Source organism: uncultured Kriegella sp., assembly GCF_963975415.1.
Taxonomy (GTDB): Bacteria; Bacteroidota; Bacteroidia; order Flavobacteriales; family Flavobacteriaceae; genus Kriegella.
Window position 1 is genome coordinate 203388 of record NZ_CAXBGN010000008.1, and the last position, 26957, is coordinate 230344.

Below are 26957 nucleotides of genomic sequence, written 5' to 3' on the forward strand. Positions count from 1 at the left end.
TATATAATGGATAAATTACCAAGAATTGCAGTACCAGTAGTGGTCGGAATAATTATACTTTTTATTTTACTTTCTAAATCTACCGTAACCATAGACTCGGGTCAGGCGGGTGTTTTATATAAAACGTTTGGTGGAGGTGTAGTAACCGATGAACCTCCAATGGGTGAAGGATTTCATCTCGTAGCTCCTTGGAATAGGGTAACTGTTTATGAAGTTAGACAGCAAGAAGTGCTTGAGCAAATGAACGTCTTATCTAGTAATGGTTTGGATATCAAATTGGAAGCATCGGCTTGGTTTGAACCTATACGCAGTGATTTAGGCAAACTACACCAAGAAAAAGGACAAGATTATATTCAGAGGGTTTTATTGCCAACAATAAGGTCGGCTGCCCGGTCAGTAGTTGGGCGTTATACACCAGAACAATTGTATTCAAGCAAGAGAGACGCTATTCAGCAGGAGATTTTTGACGAGACTGAAAAAATAGTATCAGGACAATATATTCAATTGAATGAAATTTTGGTTCGAGATGTAACCCTGCCACCAACGATTAAAGAAGCCATTGAGCGAAAGTTAAGACAAGAGCAAGAATCTTTAGAATATGAGTTTCGCTTGGTTACTGCTGAAAAAGAGGCTCAAAAAGTGCGTATCGAAGCGCAGGGTAAGGCTGATGCCAATCAAATTTTAAGCGCTTCCTTAAATGATAAAATTTTACAGGATAAGGGTATTGATGCTACGCTAGAACTTTCAAAGTCGCCCAATAGCAAGGTTGTAATCGTAGGAGGTGGCGAATCGGGCCTACCGTTGATTTTGGGCAATAATTAAAATAAAATTTGGTCGATTAAAAATTAGTTTTAATTTTACACTCGTAATGAAAAATAACAACGTACATCATCATTTTTATACTTGCTCTCAAGCGAGGTAGAAATGTATTGTAGTGTTACAACATATTTACGACCCGTTTGAGAAATCAAACGGGTTTTTTGTTTCAAGAAATTACTGGTAAAAAAGCGAAAATCGATATTGAACCCTATTTAATTGAATGTAAAATGACCAAAATAAGAATAGCAATACAGAAGTCGGGTAGACTAAATGAAGATTCACTACAGATATTAAAAGACTGTGGCATATCAATTGATAATGGTAAAGATCAGTTAAAGGCATCGTCGAGAAATTTTCCCATAGAAGTTTTTTACTTAAGAAATGGTGATATTCCCCAGTACCTTCGTGATGGGGTGGTTGATATTGCCATTATTGGCGAGAATGTACTTATTGAAAAAGGAGGGGATATTTCAATTGCCGAAAAACTTGGGTTTTCGAAATGCAAGGTATCCTTGGCGATTCCAAAAGATGCCGATTATAGCTCGGTAAAAGACTTTGAAGGTAAGCGTATCGCTACATCGTATCCGAACACCGTGAATATGTATCTTGATAAAAATGGTGTAAATGCAGATTTGCATATTATCAACGGGTCGGTGGAAATAGCCCCTAATATCGGATTGGCAGACGCTATCTGTGACATTGTTTCCAGCGGTAGTACTTTGTTCAAAAACAATTTGAAAGAAGTTGAAGTGATGCTTAAGAGTGAGGCGGTGTTGGCGGTTTCTCCCAAGATATCCGAAAAAGCAACCCTTCTCCTAGAAAAATTGCAATTCCGAATACAATCCGTTTTAAGAGCTAGGGCATCAAAATATGTGCTGTTAAATGCCCCAAACGATAAACTTGATGCCATCATTTCCTTATTACCGGGCATGCGAAGCCCAACAGTTTTGCCATTGGCCGAAGAAGGCTGGAGCTCGGTACATACGGTAATCAACAAGGATAAATTTTGGGAGGTTATCAGTGAGCTAAAGCAAGCGGGAGCAGAAGGGATTTTAGTTTGTCCAATTGAGAAAATGGTCTTATAATGTATGATATAAAACTCATAGATACAGCAGTAATAGATGATATAATTCCTTTATTACAGGGCTTAAATCCGCAGATATCAAAAACAATATTAAAAAAGCGTTTGGCCCAAATGGTTTTACAAGGGTATCAATGTGTAGGGGTATATGATGCACAAAAGCTGATCGGTATTTCTGGGTTGTGGGTTTTAACCAAGTATTATGTAGGCAAGCATATTGAGCCTGACAATGTCTATATTATTCCCGAGTACCAAGGAAGGGGAGTTGGGAAATTGATGATGAATTGGATTTTTGAGTATGCCAAAAGCATCAACTGTGAGGCTTCCGAATTGAATTGTTATGTTGATAACGAAGCGGGAAGGCGATTTTGGGAACAACATGGTTATACGGCAATAGGGTATCACTTTCAGAAGAAATTTTAAAGAGAATGAACAAAATATACAATCCTGAAAAAGCTGATTGGGAAGCTTTACTGAAACGACCTACGCAAACGGTAGCCGATATTGAGGCAACCGTGAATGTTATTTTTGAGGAAGTTAAAAATGGAGGAGATGCCGTAGTGGAAAAATATACACGGCAATTTGATGGCGCGGTTTTAAAAAACCAATGGGTTTCAAATGCTGAAATCGATGAAGCAAAGAATTTGGTGTCACCAGAATTGATGTTGGCCATTCAGGAGGCAAAACAGAATATCGAGAAATTTCATAGTGCACAAAAAACGGAACGAATAGAAGTTGAAACGGCCAAAGGGGTCAAATGCTGGCAAGAAAAGCGTCCTATACAAAAGGTAGGATTATATATTCCTGGGGGTACGGCTCCCTTGTTTTCGACTATTTTGATGTTGGCCGTACCGGCAGAAATTGCCGGATGTAATGAAGTTATATTGTGTTCCCCTCCCAATAAAGAGGGTAAAATCAACCCTGCAATTCTCTACACTGCAAGTTTATGTGGGGTAACCCAGATTTTTAAAGTAGGAGGTATTCAAGCGATTGCTGCCATGACTTTTGGTACCGAAAGTATTCCGAAAGTTTATAAAATATTCGGCCCTGGTAACCAATATGTAACCGTAGCCAAACAAATTTCGACCAAACACGGGGTTGCTATCGATATGCCCGCGGGCCCGAGTGAATTACTGGTAGTGGCAGATGATTCGGCAAATGCTTCGTTTGTGGCGTCGGATCTTTTAAGTCAAGCGGAGCATGGTATCGATAGCCAGGTTATTTTGGTGACGACATCAGAAATGATAATGGCCGAAGTTGAGAAAGCGGTAGCCTCCCAGATTTCCCTGTTACCCAGAAAAGAAATTGCGGAAAAGGCAATTGCCAACAGCAAGCTTATCTTTGTGGAAGATGATGAAACGGCGTTGCACTTGATCAATGAATATGGTCCGGAGCATTTTATTATATGCGTGAGCAATGAAAATTTTTTTGTAGATAATATAGCAAATGCCGGATCAGTTTTTATAGGGAATTATACGCCCGAAAGTGCTGGCGATTATGCCTCGGGAACAAATCATACCCTGCCGACAAACGGATATGCCAAGCAATATAGTGGTGTTAATTTAGATAGTTTCATGAAAAGTATCACCTTTCAGAAGATTTCCGAGGAGGGCATGAGGGGCATTGGAAATACGATAGAGGTAATGGCCGAGGCCGAAGGGTTGCAGGCGCATAAAAATGCGGTCACCTTACGTTTAAAAAAATTAAAATAATAAAGAGATCGTATTGCCGGTCTATAGAACTTACGCTACAACGTGAAAAAAGAATTTAGTATAAATAACTTCGTCAGGGAAAATGTAAAAGGATTAAAACCTTATTCCTCTGCGCGCGATGAATATATTTCCGATGGCTCTAAAATGGTGTTTTTAGACGCCAATGAGAATCCATACGAGAATGGGGTCAATCGGTACCCCGATCCGCAACAGCGGGGTCTCAAAGCTGTTTTGGCAGCACAAAAAGGCGTTGAACCACAGCATATATTGCTCGGCAATGGTAGTGATGAAGTTTTAGACCTATTGTTCCGGGCGTTTTGCGAGCCAAAGGAAGATAATGTTATTTCATTACCTCCTACATATGGTATGTACAAGGTGTTATCAGCTATTAACAACATCGAAAACCGGGAAGTTTTACTGACCCCGGATTTTCAACCCGATGTTGATGCCATTCTGCAACAAGTGGATATACATACAAAGATGATATTTCTTTGTTCTCCGAACAATCCCACTGGGAATAGCTTTTCGTCGGATATCATTAAGGAGTTACTTGAATGTTTCCAAGGGTTGGTTGTAATCGATGAAGCATACATTGACTTTTCGAGTGATACGAGTTGGACAACAAGGCTTGCGGAATACCCTAATTTGATCGTTACCCAAACGCTCTCAAAAGCGTATGGAATGGCTGGTATTCGATTAGGAATTTGTGTCGCTTCCTCGGAAATTATTAATGTGGTCAATAAAATAAAGCCGCCATATAATGTTAATGAACTCACGCAACAAAAAGCGTTCGAACGGGTGAAGGCTCTTGATTTGGTCGAAAAAGAAGTTGGCGATATCTTGGCAGGGAAAAAGGAATTGCTAAAAGTTTTAAAGGAAATAAGCTTCATCGAGAAAGTTTACGCCTCAGATGCTAATTTTGTTTTGGCAAAGGTTGATAACGCCGACACGCGTTATCAAGAACTACTTTCAAAGGGTATTGTCGTTCGAAATAGAACAACACAGCCTTTATGTGAAAATACGTTGCGTTTTACGATAGGAACCAAAGAAGAGAACGAACAATTGATTGCAGTGCTTAGAATGCTAAGCAAAGAATAAAAAAGAATAAATAGTATAAATCGTATTAGAGCATTAATATTGGCTTAAAAACCGAGGGGCTCTATCAAATTCAGGAGAATCGAATATGGCAAAAAAAGTACTTTTCATTGATAGGGATGGAACCATCATTAAAGAAACGGAAGATGAACAAATCGATGCATTCGATAAAATGATTTTCTACCCCAAGGCATTTACTTATTTAGGAAAAATAGCCAAAGAGCTTGATTATGAATTGGTGATGATTACGAATCAAGATGGTTTGGGTACCGATATTTTTCCTGAAGAAACCTTCTGGCCCGTTCATAATTTTATTTTAAAATCATTTGAAAATGAGGGGGTTGTGTTTGATAAGGTCTTTTTAGACCGTACTTTCCCTCATGAAAATGCCGATACGCGCAAACCCGGCACCGGTTTATTGACCGAATATTTCTCTGAAGATTATGATTTGAAGAATTCCTTTGTGATCGGTGACCGATTAACCGATGTGGAGTTGGCCAAGAACTTGGGAGGAAGAGGTATTTTTATTAATGATAACACCGATTTGGGAACAGGTGAGATAACGGTTAAGCGTGAAGCTCTTAACGATGTTATTGCATTGGAAAGCAATGATTGGGAAAAGATTTATGAATTTTTAAAGTTGAATGATCGCACTTCTGAGATTCGTAGAAAAACGAATGAAACCGATATTTTCATCAAAATCAACCTTGATGGTACGGGAAAAAGTAAAATTGAAACGGGTTTGGCGTTTTTTGACCACATGTTGGATCAATTGGCCCGTCATGGTCAGATGGATATTGATATAAAAGTAGATGGTGACCTTGAAGTTGACGAACACCATACCATTGAAGACACTGCTATTGCGTTGGGAGAAGTTTTTCACATTGCCTTGGGAAATAAACTAGGGATTGAACGTTATGGCTTCTGTTTACCTATGGATGATTGTCTGGCTCAGGTAGCCATTGATTTTGGAGGACGAAATTGGTTGGTATGGGATGCCGATTTTAAACGTGAAAAAGTAGGGGACATGCCGACTGAAATGTTTTATCATTTTTTTAAGTCTTTTACAGATGGAGCAAAGGCAAACCTTAATATCAAGGCAGAGGGCACCAATGAACACCATAAAATCGAGGCCATTTTCAAGGCTTTTGCAAAGTCGATCAAAATGGGGGTGAAACGTGACGTTGAAAAGATGGTCTTGCCATCAACTAAAGGTGTGCTATAAATGAAAATTGTAATTGTAAATTATGGCGCAGGAAATATTCAGAGCATAAAATTTGCTATCAAGCGATTGGGTCACGATGCTGTCTTGAGCCATAATACTTCAGAAATTCAACAGGCTGATAAAGTGATATTTCCAGGTGTCGGTGAGGCGAGCAGTGCGATGAAAAAACTAGTAGCCAGTGGTTTGGATAAGGTGATACCTGAATTAAAACAACCCGTTCTGGGCATATGTCTCGGTATGCAGTTGATGTGTAATTCATCTGAAGAGGGTGATACGAAAGGTTTGGGAATTTTTGATGTCGATGTTCTGCGATTCTCAGAAAGGGTTAAGGTTCCGCAAATCGGATGGAACCAAATTTCCAACCTAAAATCCGATCTTTTTACGAACATTGCGGCGAAGGAACACATCTACCTCGTGCATAGTTTTTATGCCCCGTTATGTAATGAGACGATAGCCGAATCGGAGTACGATTTGATGTATAGTGCTGCACTAGGAAAGGATAATTTTTACGGAACTCAGTTCCATCCGGAAAAGAGCAGTGTGGTAGGAGAGAACATTTTAAAGAACTTTTTGAAATTGTGATGAATAGGAAGCTAATGAACTCTTGATGATAACCGTAGCTTCTATGATTGCCGCCAAACAAAAAGTAACCATTAAATCAAAAAGGGTAGTCAAGTAGATTTAGCATTTCTAATTTCGTACTTCTAATTTTTAATTATGAGAATTATACCAGCAATAGATATCATAGACGGTAAATGTGTTCGACTTTCGAAGGGGGACTATGATACCAAAAAAATATATAATGAAAATCCGTTGGAAGTTGCCAAGCAATTTGAAGCCCATGGCATACAACATTTACATTTGGTCGACTTAGATGGTGCCAAGTCGAAACATATCGTAAACCACAAGGTATTGGAGCGAATTGCAACCAACACGGCCCTAAGAATTGATTTTGGTGGCGGTTTGAAAACAGATGATGATTTGCGCATTGCTTTTGAAAGCGGTGCTCAACAAATCACCGGCGGTAGTATAGCCGTAAAAAACAGAGATACGTTTACCCAATGGATAAGTAAATATGGGGCCGATAAAATCATATTGGGCGCCGATGCCATGGATGAGAAAATCGCGGTCTCTGGTTGGCAAGAAGAATCCCAAGAAGAATTGATTCCCTTTATAAAATCGTATCAAGCCGAGGGAATCGTTTATGTTATTTGCACTGACATAAGTAAAGATGGCATGTTAGAGGGGCCCTCCTTTGAATTGTATGAGAAAATACTATCGCAATGTGACCCTTCCTTAAAACTAATAGCTAGTGGTGGTATATCGGCTTTTGACGAACTTCCAAGATTGCGGGAAATAGGCTGTGAGGGTACCATTATCGGTAAGGCGATTTATGAAAATCGTATCCAATTAAAACAATTGGAAAATTTTATATTAAATCAATAAGAAAAGAATGCTTGCAAAACGAATAATTCCCTGTTTGGATATTAAAGACGGTCGTACAGTTAAGGGGGTTAACTTTGTAGACCTCAGAGATGCTGGCGACCCTGTAGAACTAGCGGAAATTTATAGTAAGGCCGGTGCCGACGAACTTGTATTTCTTGATATATCGGCTACAGAACAGAAGCGTAAGACCTTGGCCGAATTGGTCTATCATGTCGCTGAGAAAGTAAATATACCTTTTACCGTAGGCGGTGGCATTTCTTCCGTGGAAGATGTCGATATTCTGTTACATAATGGAGCCGACAAAGTCTCTATCAATTCTTCAGCCGTTAAAAATCCGCAGTTGATTAATGATTTGGTGGCCAAATTTGGATCACAATGTATTGTCGTAGCCATAGATGCGAAACAAATTGATGGCGAATGGAAAGTACATTTGGTAGGAGGGAAGGTCCCAACGGAACTTAATTTATTTGATTGGGCGAAAGAAGTTGAAGAACGGGGTGCAGGGGAGATTTTGTTTACCTCAATGGACCATGACGGTACCAAAGATGGGTTTGCAAATGATGCCTTGGCCAGATTGTCGACCGAGTTGAACATTCCCATTATTGCCTCTGGCGGGGCGGGAAACATGCAACATTTTGTAGATACTTTTACAAAGGGAAAGGCTGATGCCGCCCTTGCAGCCAGTGTTTTCCATTTTAAGGAAATAGAGATTAAAGATTTAAAAAAAGAAATACAGGAAAACGGAATTCCAGTCAGATTACAATAGCATGGAACGGGGTTGGTTGATGGTTTGTTCGAGAGTAACCAACAACGAACAACGTAAAGTGAACAATGAAAAACAAAATTATGCAGATAGATTTTAAGAAGAATAAAGACGGACTCGTACCCGCTATTATACAAGATGCCATTACTAAAAATGTATTGATGCTGGGGTACATGAACGAAGAGGCTTTGAAAAAGACCGAAGAGACCAGGAAGGTTACCTTTTATAGCCGCACCAAACAACGGTTGTGGACAAAAGGGGAGGAGAGCGGTAATTTTTTAAACCTTGTGAGCATTCAAAATGATTGTGACAAAGATACCTTATTGATTACCGTAAATCCGGTCGGCCCTACCTGTCATAAAGGTACCGACACCTGTTGGAACGAAGAGAATAAATCCTCTTTTGGTTTTCTGTCCGAGTTGGAAAAAGTTATCAAAGACAGAAAAGACAATAAGGAGAACGAGAAAAGCTATGTTGCCTCCCTTTTTAGAAAAGGTATTAATAAAATAGCCCAAAAGGTAGGGGAGGAGGCCGTGGAAGTCGTCATCGAGGCGAAAGACGATGATGATCGATTGTTTTTAGATGAAAGTTCCGATTTGCTTTTTCATTATTTGATTTTATTGCAGGCCAAAGGCTTTACGTTACACGATGTGGAAAAGGTGTTAAAATCACGCCACTAAATCCGTAAATCTATTTCGTCCTTTCTTTTTCCCTTTTTTTGTACTTTAGCAACGATCATAACAATAAAAGATATAATGAGCACAAATAGAAGGGATTTTCTTAGAAAAACATCGATTGCCGGGCTGGGACTGGCGGTAACACCTGCATTGTCAAATGCACAAGGTCAAATACTAAAAAATGATGTACCATCACCATCTCCCGGCGCCTCTTACATGGGCGATTATTCTGCTCCGAAATTAGATACCGTACGTTGTGCTTTTATTGGTGTTGGAGCTCGTGGTGCCGGTCATGCCCATCAGATTGCTTCTATTGAGGGAACAGAGGTCGTGGCGATTTGCGATTTGTATGAAGATTTAGCGCAAAGGTCAGCCGATAAATGCAAAGAGAACGGGAAAGGGGAACGTCACAAAAAAATCAAATTATATACAGACGGGGAGAATGATTGGAAGAAGATGTTGCAAAAGGAAAAGCCCGATGCTGTTTTTATTTGTACACCGTGGAAATTACACGCACCAATGGCCATTGAGGCCATGAAAAGTGGTTCGCATGCATTTGTTGAAGTGCCACTTGCACTCACTTTAGAGGAAATGTGGGAGATTGTCGACACTTCCGAAAAGACCAATAAGCACTGCATGATGATGGAAAACGTCAACTACGGTCGCGAAGAGCTTATTTATTTAAATATGTGTCGCCAAGGGGTGCTTGGTGAGCTTTTACATGGAGAAGCATCTTATATTCATGAGTTAAGAGGACAAATGAATGAGGTGGAACGCGGAACCGGTTCATGGCGTACCTATCATTATGCCAATCGAAACGGAAATCTCTATCCAACACATGGCCTAGGGCCCGTGGCCCAGTATATGAACTTGGCAAGAGGTGAGGATAATTTTAAATTTATGAATTCTTTTTCTTCACCGGCAAAAGGTCGGGCACTTTACGCTAAAAAGAATTTTCCTGCCGACCATCAGTGGAACCAATTGGATTATAAAGGAGGGGATATGAGTACCTCAATTATTAAAACCAATATGGGACGAACCATTATGGTACAATGGGATGAGACCAGTCCGAGACCGTATTCCCGTCATAATTTGATTCAAGGTACCAAAGGAACATTGGCCGGATTTCCAAACCGTGTCGCTTTAGAAGGGGGTATTCCCGGTGGGCCTGACAATCATCATGAATGGGCCGAGGGCGACCAGCTGAAAGCCATCTTCGAAAAATATGAACACCCATTGTATAAACGTTTGGGAGAATTGGCAAGAAAAATGGGCGGTCATGGCGGCATGGACTTTATTATGCGTTACCGTATCATAGAATGTCTTAGAAAAGGGGAGCCATTAGACCAAAATGTATATGAAGGCTGTTACTGGAGTGCCGTAGGCCCGCTTAGCGAAGCTTCGGTTGCACAGAATGGTGCGCCTCAAGAGTTTCCTGATTTCACCCGTGGGGCTTGGAAAACCACAAAGGCACTTGGCATCATAGCATAATTATTTCAAACATATATGAAAAGCTCCGTTTCGGGGCTTTTTTTGTGTTGCTTCCGACCAAAAAGAATTTGAATCGGTCATTTTAACTTTCCAAAATTAAACTTCTAAATAAAACATGAGAACTGTACTATTCCTTTTCATTCTTTTGATCAGCGCACATTTTACCAATGCGCAGGCCTATCGGAATTTGTTGAGCGGAAATTATCCTTACGATACGATTAAAAAACATATTGTTAAAGATCAATCATGGGTGCCTTATCCGGCTTATAATGATCGGGGCGAATGGGAAAAAATTCCTCAAAACCTAAGGGCCGATTATATCAAAAATGGGGAAGCCTATTTAGAGTACAGTTGGAAGTATATTCCGGTTTCACATTATTTAGAATTTACGAAAAGTGGAAGCCGTACAATTATGGAGAAGCCCTATCGAGAAAACATTAAAGCTTTTGAGGCTTTGGTACTGGCAGAGTTAGTAGAAGGAAAGGGCCGCTTTTTAAAAGATATCATTAACGGTATATTCTACTATAGCGAACAGACGTACTGGGGAAATTCAGCCCATTTGTCCCTTCAACGCGCCGGAGCGGGATTGCCCGACGTGCTGGAACCTACGATTGATTTGGGCGTTGGTAAAGTGGCGGCCAATTTAGCATGGACGCACCATTTTCTAGAGGAGGAAATTAATAAGGTGAACCCCTTGATATTAGAACGGTTAAGACTTGAAATCGATAAAAAGGTATTAACGCCATACTATACCCGAAATGATTTTTGGTGGATGGGCTATACCAATGAAAGCGTGAATAATTGGAACCCCTGGTGCAATTATAATGCCCTAAACTGTATGCTGTTAATGGAGAAAGATTCCATAACCCGAAGCGTGAACGTGCAAAAAAGCATGCTCTCAGTTGATGAGTTTATGAATTACTATAAAGATGATGGAGGTTGTGAAGAAGGCCCATCGTATTGGAGTCACGCAGGTGGAAAATTGTTCGATTATTTAGAATTGCTTTATAAAGGAAGCAAGGGAAAAATAGATATCTATGATGAAGCACTTGTGCAGAACATTGGAAAATATATTTACAGGGCCTATATCAATGGAGAATATTTTGTGAATTTTGCCGATGCATCAGCCAAATTAAAATCCCGGCCGGGAACCATTTATCGCTATGGCAAACGTATCAACGATTCAATAATGAGTGGTTTTGGAGCTTTTTTGGCCAAACAGCAAGATTTTGGAAAAAATGCCTTTAAAGGAAAAATAGAATTGGCACTCGATGATTTGTTCAATTTGGAAGAAATTAAAAATGCCAAAGCCAAGGAACCGTTGTTAGGAGATTTTTATCTGCCGGATACTCAGATAATGGCAGCACGAGATCAAGCAGAAAGTCTAGATGGCTTCTATTTTGCGGCAAAAGGAGGGCATAATGCAGAAAGCCACAATCACAATGATGTCGGTACTTTTATTTTGTACTACAATGGTATGCCGGCATTGATCGATGTTGGCGTCGATACTTATACTGCCAAAACATTTAGCAAGGAAAGATATTCGATATGGACCATGCAATCGGGTTACCATAATTTACCTACAATCAATGGGGTAGACCAAAAGGATGGTTTGGAATTTAAGGCAAAGAATAGCTCCTATACAGCCGAAAAGGATAAGGTTTTCTATTCGCTTGATATCTCTGGCGCATACCCGAAGGAAGCCAAAGTGAAAAATTGGCAACGTAGTTATACCCTGTTACGAGGTGAAAAATTTGAAATTTCGGACACATATTCCCTTTTAGAAAATACTGGGGAAACACAACTTAATTTTATGGCCGCTCTTGAACCGAAAATTATTAAGCCTGGCCTATTGCGACTTGGTCAGCGAAAAGGTGGCTTACTATTGCAATATGACCAGAAACTTTTGGAACCCACGATAGAGGAGGTAGCTATTGACGAAGATTCAAGATTGTTTCCTATCTGGGGAGCGCTGTTATATCGCATACGGTTTAAAGTGTTGGGAAGCATGTCTTCCCAAAATTTAAATATCATGGTACAGCCGGAAAAATGACAAATCTTGTTCTTTACTTCAAGCACTAAAGAAAAATTTTGTCAGCAATGAGGGTGTTTAAAAAGTCATGTGCTGCATCATTGCGAGGTACGAAGCAATCTGTAATATATTTACTGTGAACCTGCAGATTGCTTTACTTCGTTCGCAATGACTACTATTTTAGCTTTTTAGACACCCTCACTCTATAAATTGATTCAACATTAATCCCTTCTTCTGACCTTTGAGCCACCTGATAAGCTTTCATCGCGTATTGTGGCATTTCCTTTATAATTGAAAGTGCTGGCTCCGGAAGCGTTGATATCAATAGACTCCGTAACGGAAAGAAAGGCTTCGCTTGCTCCTGAAAGACGAAGGTCTATTGCCCCAACGATAAAGTCATAATCTTTTAGTTCACTGCTTCCCGAAAGGGAGGCGTCTAAATGGGCTGCATTACCAAATAGGTCAATGTTCGAAGCCCCTTTTGCCTGTATCTCCAACGCCGATACGTTCAAGGCGCCATAGAAATCAGAAGCGCCCGATAACTCGATGTTGGCGCTTTGTGTGATCAGTTCGTTTTCTAGGAAAACCTCCGATGCCCCGGAAATATCGAAATTTGAAATATTTTTTGTTTTGATATAAACGTCCAGAGTCGATTTTCCGCGAATCAACGTGTGTTTTTTCATTTCAATGACAAGATCATTTCCTTCCTTTTGAACACGAATTTTATCATGCAAGTTTGCATTGGCTTCAACTTCAATTCGTTCTTCCGTATCGGAAAAGGTCACATAAACGTTAAAGGCGTTGGAAACCTTTATCCCGCTGTAATCGGAGTAGGTGAATTCCCGAGTTGTAATTCTTTTAGATACCAGAACATGGTCAAGGTCACAGGAGGAAAAAAGAAGGCTCCCAAAAATAAGACTTAAAAAAATTGTTGTAGTTTTCATTTTATTGATTTGATTGATTGATGAAATTTTTTCTAAGTTCGAAATCGGATATCCATTGAAAATTTATGGGCGACCATTGGTCTTCAAAAGTTTTCTCTGATGCAATTTCGACTGAATCGATTTTTAGATATACCTGATCGTTTTCGGAAAAAACATGCTGTGTCTGTATAGCATCGTGGCAGATGCTACAGCGGGTGACGGATGTATTTTTCATCTTAGATATTTTTTTTGTATCGATTTCTACCCATGTTGAAAATTCCGACCTTGATGCCGATTCCTGCAGAAAACCCATTGACCCGTTCAAGACTACCGGGAACCAAATCGATTTTGCTCGTAAAGCGATATTTGACACCTGCTTCCAACTGAAGATATCTTGAAACATTGAACAGTAAATTCACACCGGGTTCGGCTACAATAAAGCCATCAAAATCATCTTCGTCCAATTCTTCATCAAAATCCTCATCATGAAAATTATTTCCGATATAACCAACTCCACCTGCACCTATTAAAAGGGGAAAAGATAAATTGACCCTAGATTTGCTGAAAAGTATCGGTTCTAGGTGTAGCCCCCCGTAGGCACCCACAAGATCTTCATGTCTCGACAACGAGCTATTATAAACATCTTGTTCAGAATAAATGAAGTTACCCTCAAAACCGACTTCGAATTGTTGGTTGGCAACATAAGCAATTTTAAGTGCGGCCATATATGCATCTTTATTTTCGACTTCGCCAACACGCATATTTAAACCCAAATAAACGCCATGTACAACATTGTTACGGTCGTTGAATTCGACATAGTCGTCGTTTGTTTGTTGGGCCATGGTTGAAAAAATGGCTCCGAAAAATAAGGTCAAAAAGCTAAATAATAATTGTTTCATTTTGTGATGATTTTCGATTGAATAGTTGATTCTAGCCATGTACAAGACATGTTGATATACCTAATAGACAGATCAACTCTAAAAAAGTTGCACCGAATTCGAAAAAAAAAATTTAACAAGCTGAATTTTGTGCAAAGTCACAACATATAGGATTGTAAAAGTGGAATAAAAATGGTTACATTGTGTTAATTATTTGTCCTCATCCGTTTGAGTGCCTATCCTAAAAAAAACAATAGACGAATGACCATTAGCAAAAGAATCCATAAGCTATTTATTGTCGCTGCCGTACTTTATTTATGTGGTTGCTCAACTATTGAAAAAGACCGGGAGCCAAATATTATACTGATATTTATTGACGATATGGGATGGGCAGATTTATCTTCTTTTGGTAATACTGATGCCAAGACCCCGAATATCGATAAACTGGCTTCGGAAGGTATCAGCTTTGGGCAATTTTATGTGAATTCTCCCATTTGTTCGCCGTCGCGCGTGGCTATTTCTACGGGAACCTATCCGCAGCGTTGGAATATTACCTCATATCTATCACATCGTGCGGATAATGCAAAAAGAGGTATGGCCAACTGGTTGGACCCTGCTGCCCCTATGTTGGCACGAAGTCTTCAAAAGGCGGGATATGCCACTGGTCATTTTGGCAAATGGCATATGGGCGGACAACGCGATGTCGATGAAGCACCGGAAATCACCGAATATGGCTTTGATGCATCATTGACCAATTTTGAGGGAATGGGTGCCAAGCTACTCCCACTAACAAAAGACGAAACGGGGAAAGTTGGTCAGATTTGGGAAAAAGCCGAAATACTTGGGAATCCAGTTACGTGGATGCAAAGGTCAGAGATCACCACCGGATTTATTGATGCAGCTATACAATTTATGAGGAATGCAACTAAAGAGCGAAAACCCTTTTACGTAAATATATGGCCCGATGATGTGCATAGCCCCTATTGGCCGCCATTCGAGGAATACGGACTCGCAAAAGAAGCTGGGAAAAGAGGGTTATACCTTGCGGTTTTGGAGGCTATGGACCAACAGTTCGGTAAACTTTTCGATTATATTCGCTCGAGCGATGCATTACGCGATAATACGTTGATTGTGTTTTGTTCCGATAATGGACCTGAATTGGGCGCGGGGAGAGCCGGGGCATTAAAAGGCTATAAAACCCATTTATACGAAGGGGGTATCCGTTCTTCCCTAATCGTTTGGGGTCCCTCATTTATAGATAAAAAAGCAAAGGGGACACGTAATAGGGAATCGGTTTTTTCGGCCATCGATATGGCACCTTCCTTGTTAGCGTTTGCAGGAACAAAGGCTTCGCAAAATTCTAATATTGACGGAGAAAACGTACTAAAAACGATTCTTGGTGAGTCAGCTTTGTCTCGTACTTCGCCTATATTCTATAGTCGACCTCCCGACAGAAAGAATTATTACGGTTTCGAGAACCTTCCTGATTTGGCAGTTCGTGAAGGAGATTGGAAGCTTTTATGCGATTATGACGGGAGCCGACCCGAGCTTTATAATATTGTCGATGACCCTAGTGAACGTCATAACCTCGCCGAAACGCAGAGTGCACAAGCCAAGCTAATGATTCAAAAAGTAGTGTCGTGGTACGCCTACATAGAAAAGGAAAAACATGAAATTTCAAGTCATCGGGATAAATGAAACAAACTAATTGACATGTTCTCAACAGGTGTTAAAACTCTTTCAATAAAATCACCCCTTTTTCGCCTGTTATCGAAATTTTCCCTTGTGTATCATTCCCATATTTTGCAGTTATTTCGCGAATTCTCTTTCCTTTATCGAGCATCTTGGTATGCACATTTTCAAAAGATTTTGGCAGGCGCACCAACCCTTCCTCTAAAGTAGCATCGAAATTGAACGAAAAGCCATCGACATTCAGGCTGATTTCAGACGATTCTTGATGAATGACAATCGATGCATCAGCACTATGAACCTCAAGTACCTTAAAATCGGCTATTTTCATACCGAGATTGATTTGGTCGTCTACATTGTTTAATTGCATATTGGTAAACTCTAATGATCCCTGTATCGATTCGACCTCGTCGATGGTAATTTCATCTTTACTGGAATAGATTTCAAGAGCGGTTACCGTTTCAATGTCAATGTTCGACCCACTACTATTCAGCCTTAGATCTTTTGATTTTTCTAGATTCAGACTTCCGTTTTTTAGACGTATACTTCCGTAATTTATTGATTCGGCCCTGAGTTTCCCGTATCTTAGGTTTACATCGGCATTATTGAGGTTTTCATTGATCCATACATCGCCGTGTTGTGCGTCTAACTTTAGTTTTCCGGAATAATCCTCTACAATGACATCACCGAACTTATTTATAATCTCCAATTCTGCTTTTGCCGGTAGATTGACCGTATAATTTATCTGCACATTGCTTCGGTCAAAATCAAACGGATTCGCTTTGTTGAAATATTTTGCAAAAAAGCCGGTACTTTTTTCGGCGATATCTGAACTTACCGATATAAAGTTGTTTATTACTTTTATATTTGGAGAAATACGACTTAAAAGGTCTTCGGCATTCTCCTTTTTTTTATGGGTGACCGTAATTTCAACCAAAATGGAAATTGAATTCTTTTTCCAGCCTTGAATGGTAACATCGCCATATTTATTATCAAGGTATAGTTCACCAGCACTGGTCATATCATAGGTTTTCGATATCTTTTTGGACACCTCCGTCTGTGCGGGCAACGACAGGCTAAAAAGAACAGCAGCCATGATAATCAGCAGATTTTTACAGGGTATAGCCATAATTGTCATCTTTTAGTGTAGCATTGTTTATTTGCTTGAGCAAATTCTCTATCAGTTCAATTCTCTTTTTGTAATTGGTAATGATGGCTTCGAGTACTAGTTCATTATCCAAGTTTTTTTGCATCTCTTGTCGCAGTACATCATATTCTTCGTCGAGCTCATCCATAAAGGAGAGAAACGCGGTTTTATCGCTATCGGAAAGCTTTGGATTGTTCTGTAGTAATTGTACCTGGTGCGAAACTAGGTTTTTATAGTGCATATCGATATCCATCAGTTCCTGAGAGGCAAAACGATCTTCTTTGGTGTTGTAACTTCCGCCAAATATGCTCAGGCCAATAAAAGCGCCAATACCTAGAAGAATTACCACTGTTGCAGCTATTTTGAGGAACGGTGATTTCCATAAGGGAACTACTTTAACCGTTGTATTATCTAATTCCGATGCTATGTTCGCCCAAAGTTTATCCCTATGCGCTGTATGTTCATCGAATTCTTTGCTATGCTTCCTAATGTGTTTTTCAAAATCATCCATCATAATTCCTTTATAATTTCAACTAATTTTTTCTTCGCCCTATGGTATTGTGATTTGGAGGTCGATACCGAAATACCTAAAACTTCCCCAATTTCATTGTGGTCATACCCTTCGATCAAGTACAGGTTTATAATCTGTTGGTAACCTGTGGGCAGTGCTTCAATTCCCTTCTTTACCTTCTTAATATCGACTGCTTCCGCCTTTTCATCAGTTTCTTCACAGAGATGATATTCATGGTCATCCATTGGTACAACGGCAATTCGTTTTGCTTTTAGATAGTTGATGCTCTTGTTGATAACGATGCGTTTGAGCCAAGCCCCAAACGAACTGTCGTATTTAAAACTTCCTAAATTTTTAAAAGCATCGACGAAACTGTCCTGAACAATATCTTCGGCATCTTCTTTATTGCCCAACATTCGCAAACCGGTGTTGTACATCGCATCAACATAGAGCGAATACAATTGGTATTGCGAACTGCGATGGCCTGTCTTAGATTGCTCTACAAGCGCTTGGTGCGTAAATCGGATTTCAGTTTCCAACGAGTTGGTCAGGTTTTTTGTCGCTATTTCATTAGTAAAGACAATAGAGAATTGCTAAGGTTGCATTTGAGTGGGAAAAAGTACAAAATACGATGTATGATAGGTAAAATACCTCTTAAAAATGTGTCTATTTTTTTTTGATTTTAAGTAGCATTGCAAGAATTCTTTAACCAGTAGTAGATTTTGAGTACTCGATAAAGTTTACCTATTGATAAATAGAAAGTAGTGAAATACTAAGACCGGAATAATTAATGAAGCTTACTTACTTTAGTTGCCGGTTTCTTTCAAATAGCCGATAATTTTTTTTGATTTGTTCATAAGGTGACAGAAAACAGGCTATAATTCTTTTGGGGCTTGAAATACTACATAAAGAACCAAATTAAGTAACTTACCATAAATTTGAAGAGCTTACCAATTTTATTGGCATTTGCTTTGCTCTTTAACCATTTTCAAGAACTAAACCAACAGATATATTATGAAAAGAAATAATTTCCTCGGTTTTACTATGCTTCTTTTTTTATCATTTTCCGCATGTAAAGAAACACCCAAACAAGAAGTCGATCAATCGGAAGAGCTCAACACATGGTTTGATCTTAAATACGAAGAGTTGTTGCAGATGAGCCCTTTAAGTCTTACCGTTCAAGGTAGAAAAGATCAGTATGACAAGATCGATGACATGAGCAAGGAAGCCGAGGATAAAAAATTGGCTTGGTATACCGAGAGCATTAATGAATTAAAAGAAAGATTTGATTACGAAAACCTTAATGATACCGATCAAACTTCGTATGATTTATGGGGCTATCAATATGAAACATTAAAGGAGGGTAAGGCTTATAGGGATATGAGTTATGTATTTGACCAAATGCGCGGATACCATACCAGCCTACCGAGCTATTTGATCAATTTTCATAAAGTGGACAGTATTGCCGATATGAACGCCTATATTTCTAGAATTCAGGAAACGGGCAGGGCTATAAATCAATTGATAGATAGGGCAAAAGACCAAGCTGCTTTGGGAATATTGCCTCCAAAATTTACATTTGAAATCGTAATTGGGCAAGCGAAGGGCTTACTCAGTGGCGCGCCCGTTTTGGAAGACATGAAACGAAAAATAGACACCCTCTTGGCAGCGGAGAAAATCGCTTCGGAAGAGGCAACCGCACTTAAAGCACAATCGGAATCGGCGATTAAAGATTATTTTACACCCGCCTATGAGAATCTGATATCCTGGTTAGAGGGAGAGCTGGATAATGCAGTGGCAGAGCCAACAGGGGTTAGTCGTCACCCCAATGGCAAAGATTTTTATAATTACAAATTAAAGGTTTCAACAACGACAGCCCTTTCTGCCGATGAAATTCATGAAATTGGTCTTAAAGAGGTGGCCCGAATTAAAGGGGAGATGATGGCTATAAAAGATAAAGTTGGTTTTGATGGTGATTTAGATGCGTTCTTTACGTTTGTAAATACAGATGAGCAGTTCTATTTTCCGAATACCGATGAAGGCAGACAAGCCTATTTGGATGAATCCACTAAATATTTGGATGCCATTAATAATAAGTTACCTGATTATTTCGGAATACTACCTAAAGCCAAATTGGAAGTGAGGCGTGTTGAGGCCTTTAGGGAACAAGATGGTGCACCGCAGCACTATATGAAAGGAACACCTGATGGATCTAGACCGGGTACGTATTATGTGCATTTATCGGATATGAATGCGATGCCCCGTTCAACCTTGGAAGGCGTTGCTTATCACGAAGGAAGCCCAGGTCATCATATGCAGGTGTCCATTGCCCAAGAGTTAGATGATGTTCCTAAGTTTAGAACGCAAGCAGGCTTTAATGCGTATAGTGAAGGATGGGCATTGTATACAGAGGCTTTGGCCAAGGAAATGGGCGGGTATCAAAATCCATATTATGATTTTGGTCGTTTGGTCAATGAAATATGGAGGGCTATTCGTCTAGTGGTAGACACCGGATTACATGTCAAGGGATGGACAGAAGCGGACGGAATCAAGTACTTCATGGAAAACTCCTCCATTTCAGAAGGGGCAACAAAAGCAGAGGTACAGCGCTACATGGTCATGCCGGGTCAAGCTACCGGTTATAAAATCGGAATGCTGAAAATTCAGGAATTGCGTAAAAATGCGGAAGCAGCATTGGGAGATCGATTTGATATTAAGGGGTTTCATGATACCATTCTCGGGGGCGGGGCTTTGCCACTGGAATTATTGGAACGTAGGGTCAATGATTGGATAAGTTCCCAAAAGGAATAACAATAGTTTACAAATGGACTATTTGATTGGTTAGTTTGGAAAATTGGGCGTTATGGCATCAACTAAAGCCCTTTTTTTAGCAATGGAAGGGTAAACCAACGGGCAGTTTTATGTTCCTTATCTTGGTCATGAGCTTCTTTTGTTTTTCAGAATTTTGACAATACGACTGTATATAATTTCCGATAAATTCCAGTCATATCCATTAAAATTGGTTGTATTATTAAATTGAATGACAACCGTATCAATGTCTTCATGGTATTTCGCTATACTCTGATAACCAACAACAAGACCTGTATGTTCGTAGACATAAATGGAAGAATAAATTTCTTGTTCCCCTTCACGGAACACTGAGCCATCGTTTAATGCCCTCAAGAATATGCCCACGTCTTCTGCCGTAGCTAGCATTCCCCGTTCCTCTGTTTTAAAATCTTCCTCATAGCCAACGTAATAGCCACTCATTACATCGTCTATATTCACCTCACTAAGGGACCCAAACGTATTGTTGAGCTCGAGTGGCATCAAAATTTCCTCTTTGATATATTGGTGATTATCATAGCCCACAACTTTGTCTATGAGCTTGCGAAGCAATAAATAGTTGGTGTTTGAATAGCCATAATCTTCACCGGGCATAAAGCTGGCGGGCATATCAATTGCTAATTCAAGTGCTTCGTCATTACTCCCAGGTTGCTTATTCCAAAATTCAGGATGGTCGACATAGTTCGGAATGCCACTTCGATGTTGTACCATCATGCGTAAGGTTATTTTTTTTGCATTTTCAATTTTCCCCACAAGTTCGGGAAAATAATCAGCAAGGGTTTTGTCTAGGGACAAACGGTTGTCATGAACTAATTTTGTTATGGCGACGGCAACATACAATTTGCCGATACTTGCTATTTTAAATAAGGCTTTTGGATCGGCAGGAATTTTGTTTTTTCGATCATGCCAGCCAGCTGCATAGAATGCTGGCGGTTTGCCTGGCTCATCGACATAGACGATCATTCCATCAAAATCATGGTCAATGGCTTGATCAACTTGTTCTTGTACCGTATCGGGTAGTGGTAATATCCACGCCTTTACCAAGATCCATGGAACAAAAAACATCGAGATAATAGTTCCAACAAGCAATACTATTCTAAATATCTGTTTTGGTCGTTTCTTATTCTTCATACTTTTTCAAGGAGTGGCACTCGGTCTATTTTTATATTTCTTTTATTTTAAAACCAAATTCATCCCCGGTGGACATCGGGGTAGCAGATTTGAAAAACGGTCCAAATCTTTTAATTTAGCATTTTGTTTATCTTAAATCAGTTAAGTGATCATTGAACAGTGCTATTATGGCATTCTTTATGCCATAAAGCTGTTTAAAAATAACCCATTTTTTCATTTCTTTTTCAAATATAAGACCGCAGCACCCGTGAACGGAGCGATAAGGGCCTTATAACTGCCGCCTTTCAAGGTTTCTTTTCCTTTGATAGTTCTGTTTATTATGGGAAAGAACCATTCGACATTAAATTCCACATCCGCATTTCTCAAATCTAGCGTTCCCTTGCCTTCTGGCAAGTAAATAACATATTCTTGCCCAGGGTCGGCTAAACAAAACCGGGTAGAGCATAATTGGTCTTGTGGAGTCATTTTTGCTAAATCTATGCGGTCTGCCAAAGCAAGTATATATCCCATATTTTTACGTAGAGGTTCATAATCCGGATGGTCTGCGTCATTTTTGGTCACCCCGCCAACGTAGAATATCGATGGGCTTTTCGCCCTATCATAGTTTCCGGCCAATGGTACCCACGAATCCATAAAAATTGGGTTATGACCGCGAACAAACGATTTCCATGCCCAGCTATAATTTCCCCAGTGCCCTCCCAAATGGTCTGTATCGAGCAGTACTACTTTTTTGCCGGAATTCGCAGGGGGATCGCTTTTATAATCTTGAAGATAATCAGTGCCCTTGTACATCCACGCAATGGGTTCGGTTGCCGGAGATATCCAATCTGCCGGACTTTCCCATAAATCATCATTAAACATTGGTGGGCTTACCACCGAAGCATGAGTCATGCCCACAGGATGCTGTTTGGGCATCGATTTTTCAATTTCCTTTACTAAATTCACCATATGGTATTGCCATTTTTTCGTTCCCCCCTCATTTAATATCTCATAAAGTACATTGTCAAGATCATTTACGGTTTCAATCACTTTTTTTACATACGCTTCTTGCTGTTCAAGCACATCGCCATTATTCATCGAATGTAAAGTACCCATAGTTTCATCGTCAAAACCATTGTTCTTCACCGATTTTCCTACGCCATTTATATTGTTGACCGGATTAAGCGGGTGATATACCCACGGGTCGCTACCAGGTGTCTCTAATCTATTCTGACTCCACCCCTGAAAGAGCATAACGGAAACATAAATACCCACATCGGCGGCCGCTTTAACTCGAGTTCGCAATCGTTCGAAATATTTTTCGTTCCATTGCGATAAATCATAACGTTCTTTGCCTTTATGCTTTACCATTTTGTAGGGCAATGGTGAAAAAACGACATCATCGGTTGTCCAAGAAGCTTTTCTGGCATGTTCCCATGTCCATTGGCGAATAAAATTGTGATTGTTAGTTTTTAACATTTTTAAATAGCCCTGATAATCGAAAAGAGAATCGCTCGGCGTTCTACTTTCTTGAAAATTCGCCCAAGTGTGCGAGCCTGTCAAATAAATGGCTCTTCCCGAATTGTCGGTGAAATATCGACCGTTTTCCGGGTGTACACGTAATGGGCCATCGAATTGCTGTGCCGTTATCTGAAGCACTGCGAAAAATATCAATACTAGCGGAATATTTTTTTTCATTTATGGGTGATCGGTTTAAAATATTTGGATGGGTCCAAGAATATCAATCACAGAGCAAATATCTTACTTATGGCGACATACCCCCTTGCTTTGCTGATTTTGGTCACACCCCTAATTCTATAAAGATATGTAATTAAGAATTTAAAGCGAATGTGTTTTCTGTTGCAACTGCTTACGGTAAATGCTATTTTAAATTGGGGAATTGAGTGCGTTCCCGAGTGATTTTTTAAGGATGCCCTTAGGGTTAACATCAATTATAAAACCTAATGCAGCTATTTTACAAACTCTTTTTGGCGATAAGTCCATTGATGAATCAAGCACAACGTCTGGTTAAACGGTGTTTGAATGCTGTTTTGGTTCTATTGTACTTTGATTATTCTTAATATTGATTAAAACATTTCCTGTTTTTTCTCCTTTGATTACATATTCGTAGGCCTTGGCGATATCTTTCAATTGATATTCTCTGTCAACCACTGGCCTAAAGCTGCCTTTCGCTAAGTGCCTACTGATATATGGTATGGTTTCGCTCTTATGGTATGGAATAGGGAAGATTACTTTTTTACTTGAGATAGCATTCAATAGGGGGTAGAAGACATTTTGACTATAAGGGCCTAATTCAGAGGAAATGTAAACTCCTTTTTTATTTAATAATGATTTGCACTTCCCAAAAGTACTTTTTCCAACCGTATCAAAAATAAAATCATACTTTCCGCTATCATCGGTAAAATCTTTTTTCGTGTAATCAAAAATTTTGTCAGCTCCCAAAGTTTGTATTAGTTCGATATTCTTAGTGTTGCAGGTTGCGGTTATGTTGACCTCATATTGCCTGACAAATTGTAACAGTGCAGAACCAATGGCTCCAGTTGCTCCATTTATTAGAATGCGCTGCCCCGATTTGATATTTACTTTATGAATAAAAGTGTAAGCGTAATGGGCTCCTTCCAAACTTGCGGCTGCCTGTTTGAAATCAATATTTTTTGGAATAGTGAAGGTATTTTCCGTAACAGTTGTTAAGTATTCGGCTTGAGATTCGGAACCTGTATCATTAAAACCGAATACTCTGTCTCCCATATTTATGGAGTTGACATTTTTTCCAATTGCTATTACTTCTCCTGCAAAGTCTGTGCCCACGATGATTTTCCTTGGTTTGAATAACCCCAAAACAAACCGCATGATAAAGGGTTTAGCTGTAAGGTTGGCACAATCTGTTCTATTGACGGTGGTAGCATAAACCCTAATCAATACTTCATTGTCTTTTGGAATTGGTTTTTCAATCTGCTCAATCTTTAATTGACTTGGCAAACAATAATTTCTTCGTATTGATGCTTTCATTTTTTATGGTTCATTCGCTAACGGAGTACAGCGGTTGAGCTAAAGCGTATTGTTCCGTTTTATTTTATGCTTGTCCGAACAAACCCGAAAGCGTCGGGGCAGAAAAAATTACGGCATTATAAATATACGCAGACCATTCGATTTGGCACTAAAGTATGTATCATCAATTTTCACCTCAATGTAAGTATATCCATAGGCCAGTTCGAACAGGTTGTAATCAGAAACTTTTCCAAAGGCCAGGTCAGTACAATTTACATTACCTGTAGAAGCATTTACTATAATGCTCTTACCGATATTGGATGTCCCGGTATTAACAATTACGCCATCACCGTCATTATATTCATAGCCTATGAACTCTCATTTTATTATTTTTTTCTATTTGCCTTTTATGATGGGTTCGTATTTATCCCAATTGGCAACAATTGCCCAAATATTAATGGCGAATAATAGTAATGCGATTCCAATGCCCGATAGGTCGTGAACTAGATGGTGAACAAATATTCCCACCATAACAGGAAGGATTATTAATGCACCCAATGCTCTTGTTCTCGGGATTGCGATTAAAGCTCCTCCAATGATTTCAATAATTGCTACAAGCGGAAAAATCCATTCAATGGTCATAAATCCGCCCATAATTTGCATCATTTCTTCCGACATTTCGGGCATGGGCATATAATTGAAGAATTTGTTTGCACCTGAATTAATCATCATTAATCCGAATAGTATACATAAAGCTGTAAGAATCTTGTTTTTCATTTTTAAATCGTTATAATTATTAATACGGCTAAATTAACTATTTTTGATTACCATTAGTAATCAGTTACCTAAAGGTGATCAGTTACTTTTAGGTAATCATTAAATTAATGGAGATGAAAAAGAAAGAACATAAAGAGTGTACGTCAGCTTTGTTGCCCGTAAGGGACACTTTAGATGTAATCGGTGGAAAATGGAAACTTTTAATCTTGATTTCAGTTTGGGAAGGAAATAAGCACTTTAGGGAAATAGAGCGCAGTATTCCGAAGTTAAGCACCAAAGTTTTGTCAAAGGAATTGAAAGATATGGAAGAAAATCAGTTGATTACTAGAACAGTTTTAAATGGTTTTCCGGTGAGAACAGAATATAAACCTACAAACCATTCTAAAACGCTGGAAAAAGTCATTTTTGAATTGCACAATTGGGGTGTCAATCATAGAAAGCTAATCTTTGGCGACAAGTCTGAAACAGTTGACCCAATTCGTGTGTAATATGAATTCGTAGTACAGTACTGCCACCGATGGTGTCACACAACGTGTTTGTGTATGGTTAGTGGCGTTTTTAAGCACCTAATTTAGAAAATAAAAACTAGATAGAAAATCCGGGAGGATTTTCGTAAGTAGGCTAGTAACAAGCAATTAATTTTATAGGTTGTGCCAATAGTTCTTTATTTGCTACTTAATGGAGGCATCAACTAAATTATAAAATTTATGAGCACTATCAATATACTTTTGATTTTCTACATATTTAGCTTTTTTATATTGTTGAAACATTTTTGATGCTTTCTTAAATAATTTTTCAGCTACTGGTGTTGTTAAAAAATCAACTATATATTTTCCTTTGTACCTTGCATATGCTGAATCTATTTCCACTGATATAAGGTCAGGTGATTTATCTGAAATTACAGGTCGTGGATATGGGAAATAACCACCTCTGCAACATGAGCCTGATTCTAATTGGAGTCTTTCCAGTGCCTTTCCGTAGGTGGGATCTGTTTGACCATAAATGGTTCTATGTACATTGGTCAATTTCATCATGCCAGAACACATTGCACATGGTTCTAATGTTGTATATATTGAAAAGCCTTTTAAAGAAAAGGATGGAACACTGTCTAAATAGGATTGTATCACTCGTACTTCTCCATGTTGCGTTCCGTTCATTTTAATATTTACTGAATTTCTCGCCCAGTTAACAACATATTTAGCACTATCCACCAACACAGAACCAATGTTATATCCTCTACCTTCAAGAGCGTTAACTTGCCAATCTTTATGAACTACTGCATATGCCATTAAGGAATAAAAATAGTCAAGTTCTTGTTGTTCCAATGAAACCGAATCAACAGAAGCTGAATCAACAGTACATTCACATTTTTCAATATTTAATTTAGAATTGGACCGTTTTATTGCACATGAAAAAAAGCATATTGACAAAATAAAAATGCTAATTAAGAAATATGTTTTTTTCATTAAAAATTTATTTATTAAGCTTTATAGATGATAATTAATTGCCCAAATGTTCGTTAAGAGACATGGTTTACACTAAATTAGTTTCCAACCTTGTAGATTCTTGTTTGTTTCTTAGGTTTTTTTGTTCAAAGCAAAATCCCGAAGATTTTGCGACCTCATATATATACACAGACCTTTCAGCTTTGCCCTAAAGTCCGCATTACGTATAGCATCTATGTAAAAGCAGCGTGTCCATTATCTTTAAAGTTCTCTAAAACAA

The 26957-nt window shown here is 39.1% G+C and carries 26 protein-coding genes; 15 read left to right on the top strand and 11 right to left on the bottom strand.

Features of this window, described 5'->3' with window-relative positions; translation table 11 throughout:
• Positions 1-6 precede the first annotated feature (6 nt).
• The 12 genes from AACZ88_RS17360 to AACZ88_RS17415 all read left to right on the top strand — a co-directional run bounded on the left by AACZ88_RS17360 (position 7) and on the right by AACZ88_RS17415 (position 12362).
• Entirely contained in the window at positions 7-822 is an 816-nt protein-coding gene (locus AACZ88_RS17360) for a prohibitin family protein (protein ID WP_339712903.1), read from the top strand.
• A gap of 224 nt (positions 823-1046) precedes the next feature.
• Positions 1047-1904 carry an ATP phosphoribosyltransferase gene (gene hisG / locus AACZ88_RS17365; RefSeq protein WP_339712906.1) on the top strand — a complete coding sequence of 286 codons (858 nt, stop codon included), beginning with the start codon at positions 1047-1049 and terminating at the stop codon, positions 1902-1904.
• A complete protein-coding gene (locus tag AACZ88_RS17370; protein ID WP_339712909.1) occupies positions 1904-2323 on the top strand; it encodes a GNAT family N-acetyltransferase in 420 nt (139 codons plus the stop codon). The genes hisG and AACZ88_RS17370 overlap by 1 nt, the downstream gene beginning before the upstream one ends.
• Before the next feature lie 5 nt (positions 2324-2328).
• Positions 2329-3612, top strand: coding sequence for a histidinol dehydrogenase (gene hisD / locus AACZ88_RS17375; protein ID WP_339712911.1), 1284 nt, complete (start codon positions 2329-2331; stop codon positions 3610-3612).
• A gap of 42 nt (positions 3613-3654) precedes the next feature.
• On the top strand, positions 3655-4710 hold the full coding sequence (gene hisC / locus AACZ88_RS17380; RefSeq protein WP_339712913.1) for a histidinol-phosphate transaminase: 1056 nt from the start codon (positions 3655-3657) through the stop codon (positions 4708-4710).
• An 85-nt stretch (positions 4711-4795) separates the two neighbouring features.
• The gene (hisB, locus tag AACZ88_RS17385) at positions 4796-5932 is read left to right on the top strand and encodes a bifunctional histidinol-phosphatase/imidazoleglycerol-phosphate dehydratase HisB (RefSeq protein WP_339712915.1); all 1137 of its coding nucleotides are present in this window, start codon (positions 4796-4798) and stop codon (positions 5930-5932) included.
• Positions 5933-6514, top strand: coding sequence for an imidazole glycerol phosphate synthase subunit HisH (gene hisH / locus AACZ88_RS17390; RefSeq protein WP_339712917.1), 582 nt, complete (start codon positions 5933-5935; stop codon positions 6512-6514). It abuts the gene before it with no gap.
• 135 nt (positions 6515-6649) lie between these two features.
• The gene (gene hisA, locus AACZ88_RS17395; protein ID WP_339712920.1) at positions 6650-7378 is read left to right on the top strand and encodes a 1-(5-phosphoribosyl)-5-[(5-phosphoribosylamino)methylideneamino]imidazole-4-carboxamide isomerase; all 729 of its coding nucleotides are present in this window, start codon (positions 6650-6652) and stop codon (positions 7376-7378) included.
• 7 nt (positions 7379-7385) lie between these two features.
• On the top strand, positions 7386-8144 hold the full coding sequence (gene hisF, locus AACZ88_RS17400) for an imidazole glycerol phosphate synthase subunit HisF (RefSeq protein WP_339712923.1): 759 nt from the start codon (positions 7386-7388) through the stop codon (positions 8142-8144).
• A gap of 80 nt (positions 8145-8224) precedes the next feature.
• Positions 8225-8821 carry a bifunctional phosphoribosyl-AMP cyclohydrolase/phosphoribosyl-ATP diphosphatase HisIE gene (gene hisIE, locus AACZ88_RS17405; protein WP_339712977.1) on the top strand — a complete coding sequence of 199 codons (597 nt, stop codon included), beginning with the start codon at positions 8225-8227 and terminating at the stop codon, positions 8819-8821.
• Between the two features lie 75 nt (positions 8822-8896).
• On the top strand, positions 8897-10309 hold the full coding sequence (locus AACZ88_RS17410; RefSeq protein WP_339712925.1) for a Gfo/Idh/MocA family oxidoreductase: 1413 nt from the start codon (positions 8897-8899) through the stop codon (positions 10307-10309).
• 115 nt (positions 10310-10424) lie between these two features.
• On the top strand, positions 10425-12362 hold the full coding sequence (locus AACZ88_RS17415) for a heparinase II/III family protein (protein WP_339712928.1): 1938 nt from the start codon (positions 10425-10427) through the stop codon (positions 12360-12362).
• Between the two features lie 200 nt (positions 12363-12562).
• Here AACZ88_RS17415 and AACZ88_RS17420 read toward each other — a convergent pair whose 3' ends face one another.
• The 3 genes from AACZ88_RS17420 to AACZ88_RS17430 are packed head-to-tail and all read right to left on the bottom strand — an operon-like array spanning position 12563 to position 14163.
• Positions 12563-13285: a head GIN domain-containing protein gene (locus AACZ88_RS17420; RefSeq protein WP_339712931.1), complete on the bottom strand. Its 723-nt coding sequence runs from the start codon at positions 13283-13285 to the stop codon at positions 12563-12565.
• 1 nt (position 13286) lies between these two features.
• Positions 13287-13499: a hypothetical protein gene (locus tag AACZ88_RS17425; protein WP_339712933.1), complete on the bottom strand. Its 213-nt coding sequence runs from the start codon at positions 13497-13499 to the stop codon at positions 13287-13289.
• Position 13500: 1 nt separating this feature from the next.
• Positions 13501-14163, bottom strand: a complete 663-nt coding sequence (locus AACZ88_RS17430; protein ID WP_339712936.1) for a hypothetical protein — start codon at positions 14161-14163, stop codon at positions 13501-13503.
• Between the two features lie 240 nt (positions 14164-14403).
• On the opposite strand from AACZ88_RS17430, the gene AACZ88_RS17435 reads away from it, so the two are divergent.
• Positions 14404-15840, top strand: coding sequence for a sulfatase-like hydrolase/transferase (locus tag AACZ88_RS17435; protein ID WP_339712939.1), 1437 nt, complete (start codon positions 14404-14406; stop codon positions 15838-15840).
• Between the two features lie 31 nt (positions 15841-15871).
• Here AACZ88_RS17435 and AACZ88_RS17440 read toward each other — a convergent pair whose 3' ends face one another.
• From AACZ88_RS17440 to AACZ88_RS17450, 3 genes are read right to left on the bottom strand one after another with little or no spacing between them, the layout of a single operon-like run.
• Positions 15872-16960 carry a hypothetical protein gene (locus AACZ88_RS17440; protein WP_339712942.1) on the bottom strand — a complete coding sequence of 363 codons (1089 nt, stop codon included), beginning with the start codon at positions 16958-16960 and terminating at the stop codon, positions 15872-15874.
• Positions 16944-17492, bottom strand: a complete 549-nt coding sequence (locus AACZ88_RS17445; RefSeq protein ID WP_339712945.1) for a hypothetical protein — start codon at positions 17490-17492, stop codon at positions 16944-16946. Before AACZ88_RS17445 ends, AACZ88_RS17440 begins: the two co-directional genes overlap by 17 nt.
• The gene (locus AACZ88_RS17450; RefSeq protein ID WP_339712948.1) at positions 17489-18028 is read right to left on the bottom strand and encodes an RNA polymerase sigma factor; all 540 of its coding nucleotides are present in this window, start codon (positions 18026-18028) and stop codon (positions 17489-17491) included. The genes AACZ88_RS17445 and AACZ88_RS17450 overlap by 4 nt, the downstream gene beginning before the upstream one ends.
• A gap of 475 nt (positions 18029-18503) precedes the next feature.
• Between AACZ88_RS17450 and AACZ88_RS17455 the strand changes: the two genes are divergently transcribed.
• Positions 18504-20300 carry a DUF885 domain-containing protein gene (locus AACZ88_RS17455; RefSeq protein ID WP_339712951.1) on the top strand — a complete coding sequence of 599 codons (1797 nt, stop codon included), beginning with the start codon at positions 18504-18506 and terminating at the stop codon, positions 20298-20300.
• 126 nt (positions 20301-20426) lie between these two features.
• Here the strand turns inward: AACZ88_RS17455 and AACZ88_RS17460 are convergent, their stop codons facing one another.
• The 4 genes from AACZ88_RS17460 to AACZ88_RS17475 all read right to left on the bottom strand — a co-directional run bounded on the left by AACZ88_RS17460 (position 20427) and on the right by AACZ88_RS17475 (position 25232).
• Entirely contained in the window at positions 20427-21467 is a 1041-nt protein-coding gene (locus AACZ88_RS17460; RefSeq protein WP_339712954.1) for a serine hydrolase domain-containing protein, read from the bottom strand.
• 213 nt (positions 21468-21680) lie between these two features.
• Positions 21681-23144, bottom strand: coding sequence for a DUF6298 domain-containing protein (locus AACZ88_RS17465; RefSeq protein ID WP_339712956.1), 1464 nt, complete (start codon positions 23142-23144; stop codon positions 21681-21683).
• Positions 23145-23474: 330 nt separating this feature from the next.
• Complete coding sequence (locus tag AACZ88_RS17470) at positions 23475-24476, bottom strand: NAD(P)-dependent alcohol dehydrogenase (RefSeq protein ID WP_339712958.1); 1002 nt, start codon at positions 24474-24476, stop codon at positions 23475-23477.
• A gap of 375 nt (positions 24477-24851) precedes the next feature.
• Positions 24852-25232, bottom strand: a complete 381-nt coding sequence (locus AACZ88_RS17475) for a DoxX family protein (RefSeq protein ID WP_339712961.1) — start codon at positions 25230-25232, stop codon at positions 24852-24854.
• 113 nt (positions 25233-25345) lie between these two features.
• On the opposite strand from AACZ88_RS17475, the gene AACZ88_RS17480 reads away from it, so the two are divergent.
• The gene (locus AACZ88_RS17480) at positions 25346-25720 is read left to right on the top strand and encodes a helix-turn-helix domain-containing protein (RefSeq protein ID WP_339712964.1); all 375 of its coding nucleotides are present in this window, start codon (positions 25346-25348) and stop codon (positions 25718-25720) included.
• Positions 25721-25903: 183 nt separating this feature from the next.
• Here AACZ88_RS17480 and AACZ88_RS17485 read toward each other — a convergent pair whose 3' ends face one another.
• Positions 25904-26698 carry a nucleoside deaminase gene (locus AACZ88_RS17485; protein WP_339712967.1) on the bottom strand — a complete coding sequence of 265 codons (795 nt, stop codon included), beginning with the start codon at positions 26696-26698 and terminating at the stop codon, positions 25904-25906.
• Between the last annotated feature and the right edge of the window lie 259 nt (positions 26699-26957).

Excerpts from the sequence above, each read along its gene's own strand:
- AACZ88_RS17360 (WP_339712903.1), top strand. The coding sequence starts at position 7 with ATGGATAAATTACCAAGAATTGCAGTACCAGTAGTGGTCGGAATAATT.
- hisG (WP_339712906.1), top strand. The coding sequence starts at position 1,047 with ATGACCAAAATAAGAATAGCAATACAGAAGTCGGGTAGACTAAATGAA.
- AACZ88_RS17370 (WP_339712909.1), top strand. The coding sequence starts at position 1,904 with ATGTATGATATAAAACTCATAGATACAGCAGTAATAGATGATATAATT.
- hisD (WP_339712911.1), top strand. The coding sequence starts at position 2,329 with ATGAACAAAATATACAATCCTGAAAAAGCTGATTGGGAAGCTTTACTG.
- hisB (WP_339712915.1), top strand. The coding sequence starts at position 4,796 with ATGGCAAAAAAAGTACTTTTCATTGATAGGGATGGAACCATCATTAAA.
- hisH (WP_339712917.1), top strand. The coding sequence starts at position 5,933 with ATGAAAATTGTAATTGTAAATTATGGCGCAGGAAATATTCAGAGCATA.
- hisA (WP_339712920.1), top strand. The coding sequence starts at position 6,650 with ATGAGAATTATACCAGCAATAGATATCATAGACGGTAAATGTGTTCGA.
- hisF (WP_339712923.1), top strand. The coding sequence starts at position 7,386 with ATGCTTGCAAAACGAATAATTCCCTGTTTGGATATTAAAGACGGTCGT.
- hisIE (WP_339712977.1), top strand. The coding sequence starts at position 8,225 with ATGCAGATAGATTTTAAGAAGAATAAAGACGGACTCGTACCCGCTATT.
- AACZ88_RS17410 (WP_339712925.1), top strand. The coding sequence starts at position 8,897 with ATGAGCACAAATAGAAGGGATTTTCTTAGAAAAACATCGATTGCCGGG.
- AACZ88_RS17415 (WP_339712928.1), top strand. The coding sequence starts at position 10,425 with ATGAGAACTGTACTATTCCTTTTCATTCTTTTGATCAGCGCACATTTT.
- AACZ88_RS17420 (WP_339712931.1), bottom strand. The coding sequence starts at position 13,285 with ATGAAAACTACAACAATTTTTTTAAGTCTTATTTTTGGGAGCCTTCTT.
- AACZ88_RS17425 (WP_339712933.1), bottom strand. The coding sequence starts at position 13,499 with ATGAAAAATACATCCGTCACCCGCTGTAGCATCTGCCACGATGCTATA.
- AACZ88_RS17430 (WP_339712936.1), bottom strand. The coding sequence starts at position 14,163 with ATGAAACAATTATTATTTAGCTTTTTGACCTTATTTTTCGGAGCCATT.
- AACZ88_RS17435 (WP_339712939.1), top strand. The coding sequence starts at position 14,404 with ATGACCATTAGCAAAAGAATCCATAAGCTATTTATTGTCGCTGCCGTA.
- AACZ88_RS17440 (WP_339712942.1), bottom strand. The coding sequence starts at position 16,960 with ATGGCTATACCCTGTAAAAATCTGCTGATTATCATGGCTGCTGTTCTT.
- AACZ88_RS17445 (WP_339712945.1), bottom strand. The coding sequence starts at position 17,492 with ATGATGGATGATTTTGAAAAACACATTAGGAAGCATAGCAAAGAATTC.
- AACZ88_RS17455 (WP_339712951.1), top strand. The coding sequence starts at position 18,504 with ATGAAAAGAAATAATTTCCTCGGTTTTACTATGCTTCTTTTTTTATCA.
- AACZ88_RS17460 (WP_339712954.1), bottom strand. The coding sequence starts at position 21,467 with ATGAAGAATAAGAAACGACCAAAACAGATATTTAGAATAGTATTGCTT.
- AACZ88_RS17465 (WP_339712956.1), bottom strand. The coding sequence starts at position 23,144 with ATGAAAAAAAATATTCCGCTAGTATTGATATTTTTCGCAGTGCTTCAG.
- AACZ88_RS17470 (WP_339712958.1), bottom strand. The coding sequence starts at position 24,476 with ATGAAAGCATCAATACGAAGAAATTATTGTTTGCCAAGTCAATTAAAG.
- AACZ88_RS17475 (WP_339712961.1), bottom strand. The coding sequence starts at position 25,232 with ATGAAAAACAAGATTCTTACAGCTTTATGTATACTATTCGGATTAATG.
- AACZ88_RS17480 (WP_339712964.1), top strand. The coding sequence starts at position 25,346 with ATGAAAAAGAAAGAACATAAAGAGTGTACGTCAGCTTTGTTGCCCGTA.
- AACZ88_RS17485 (WP_339712967.1), bottom strand. The coding sequence starts at position 26,698 with ATGAAAAAAACATATTTCTTAATTAGCATTTTTATTTTGTCAATATGC.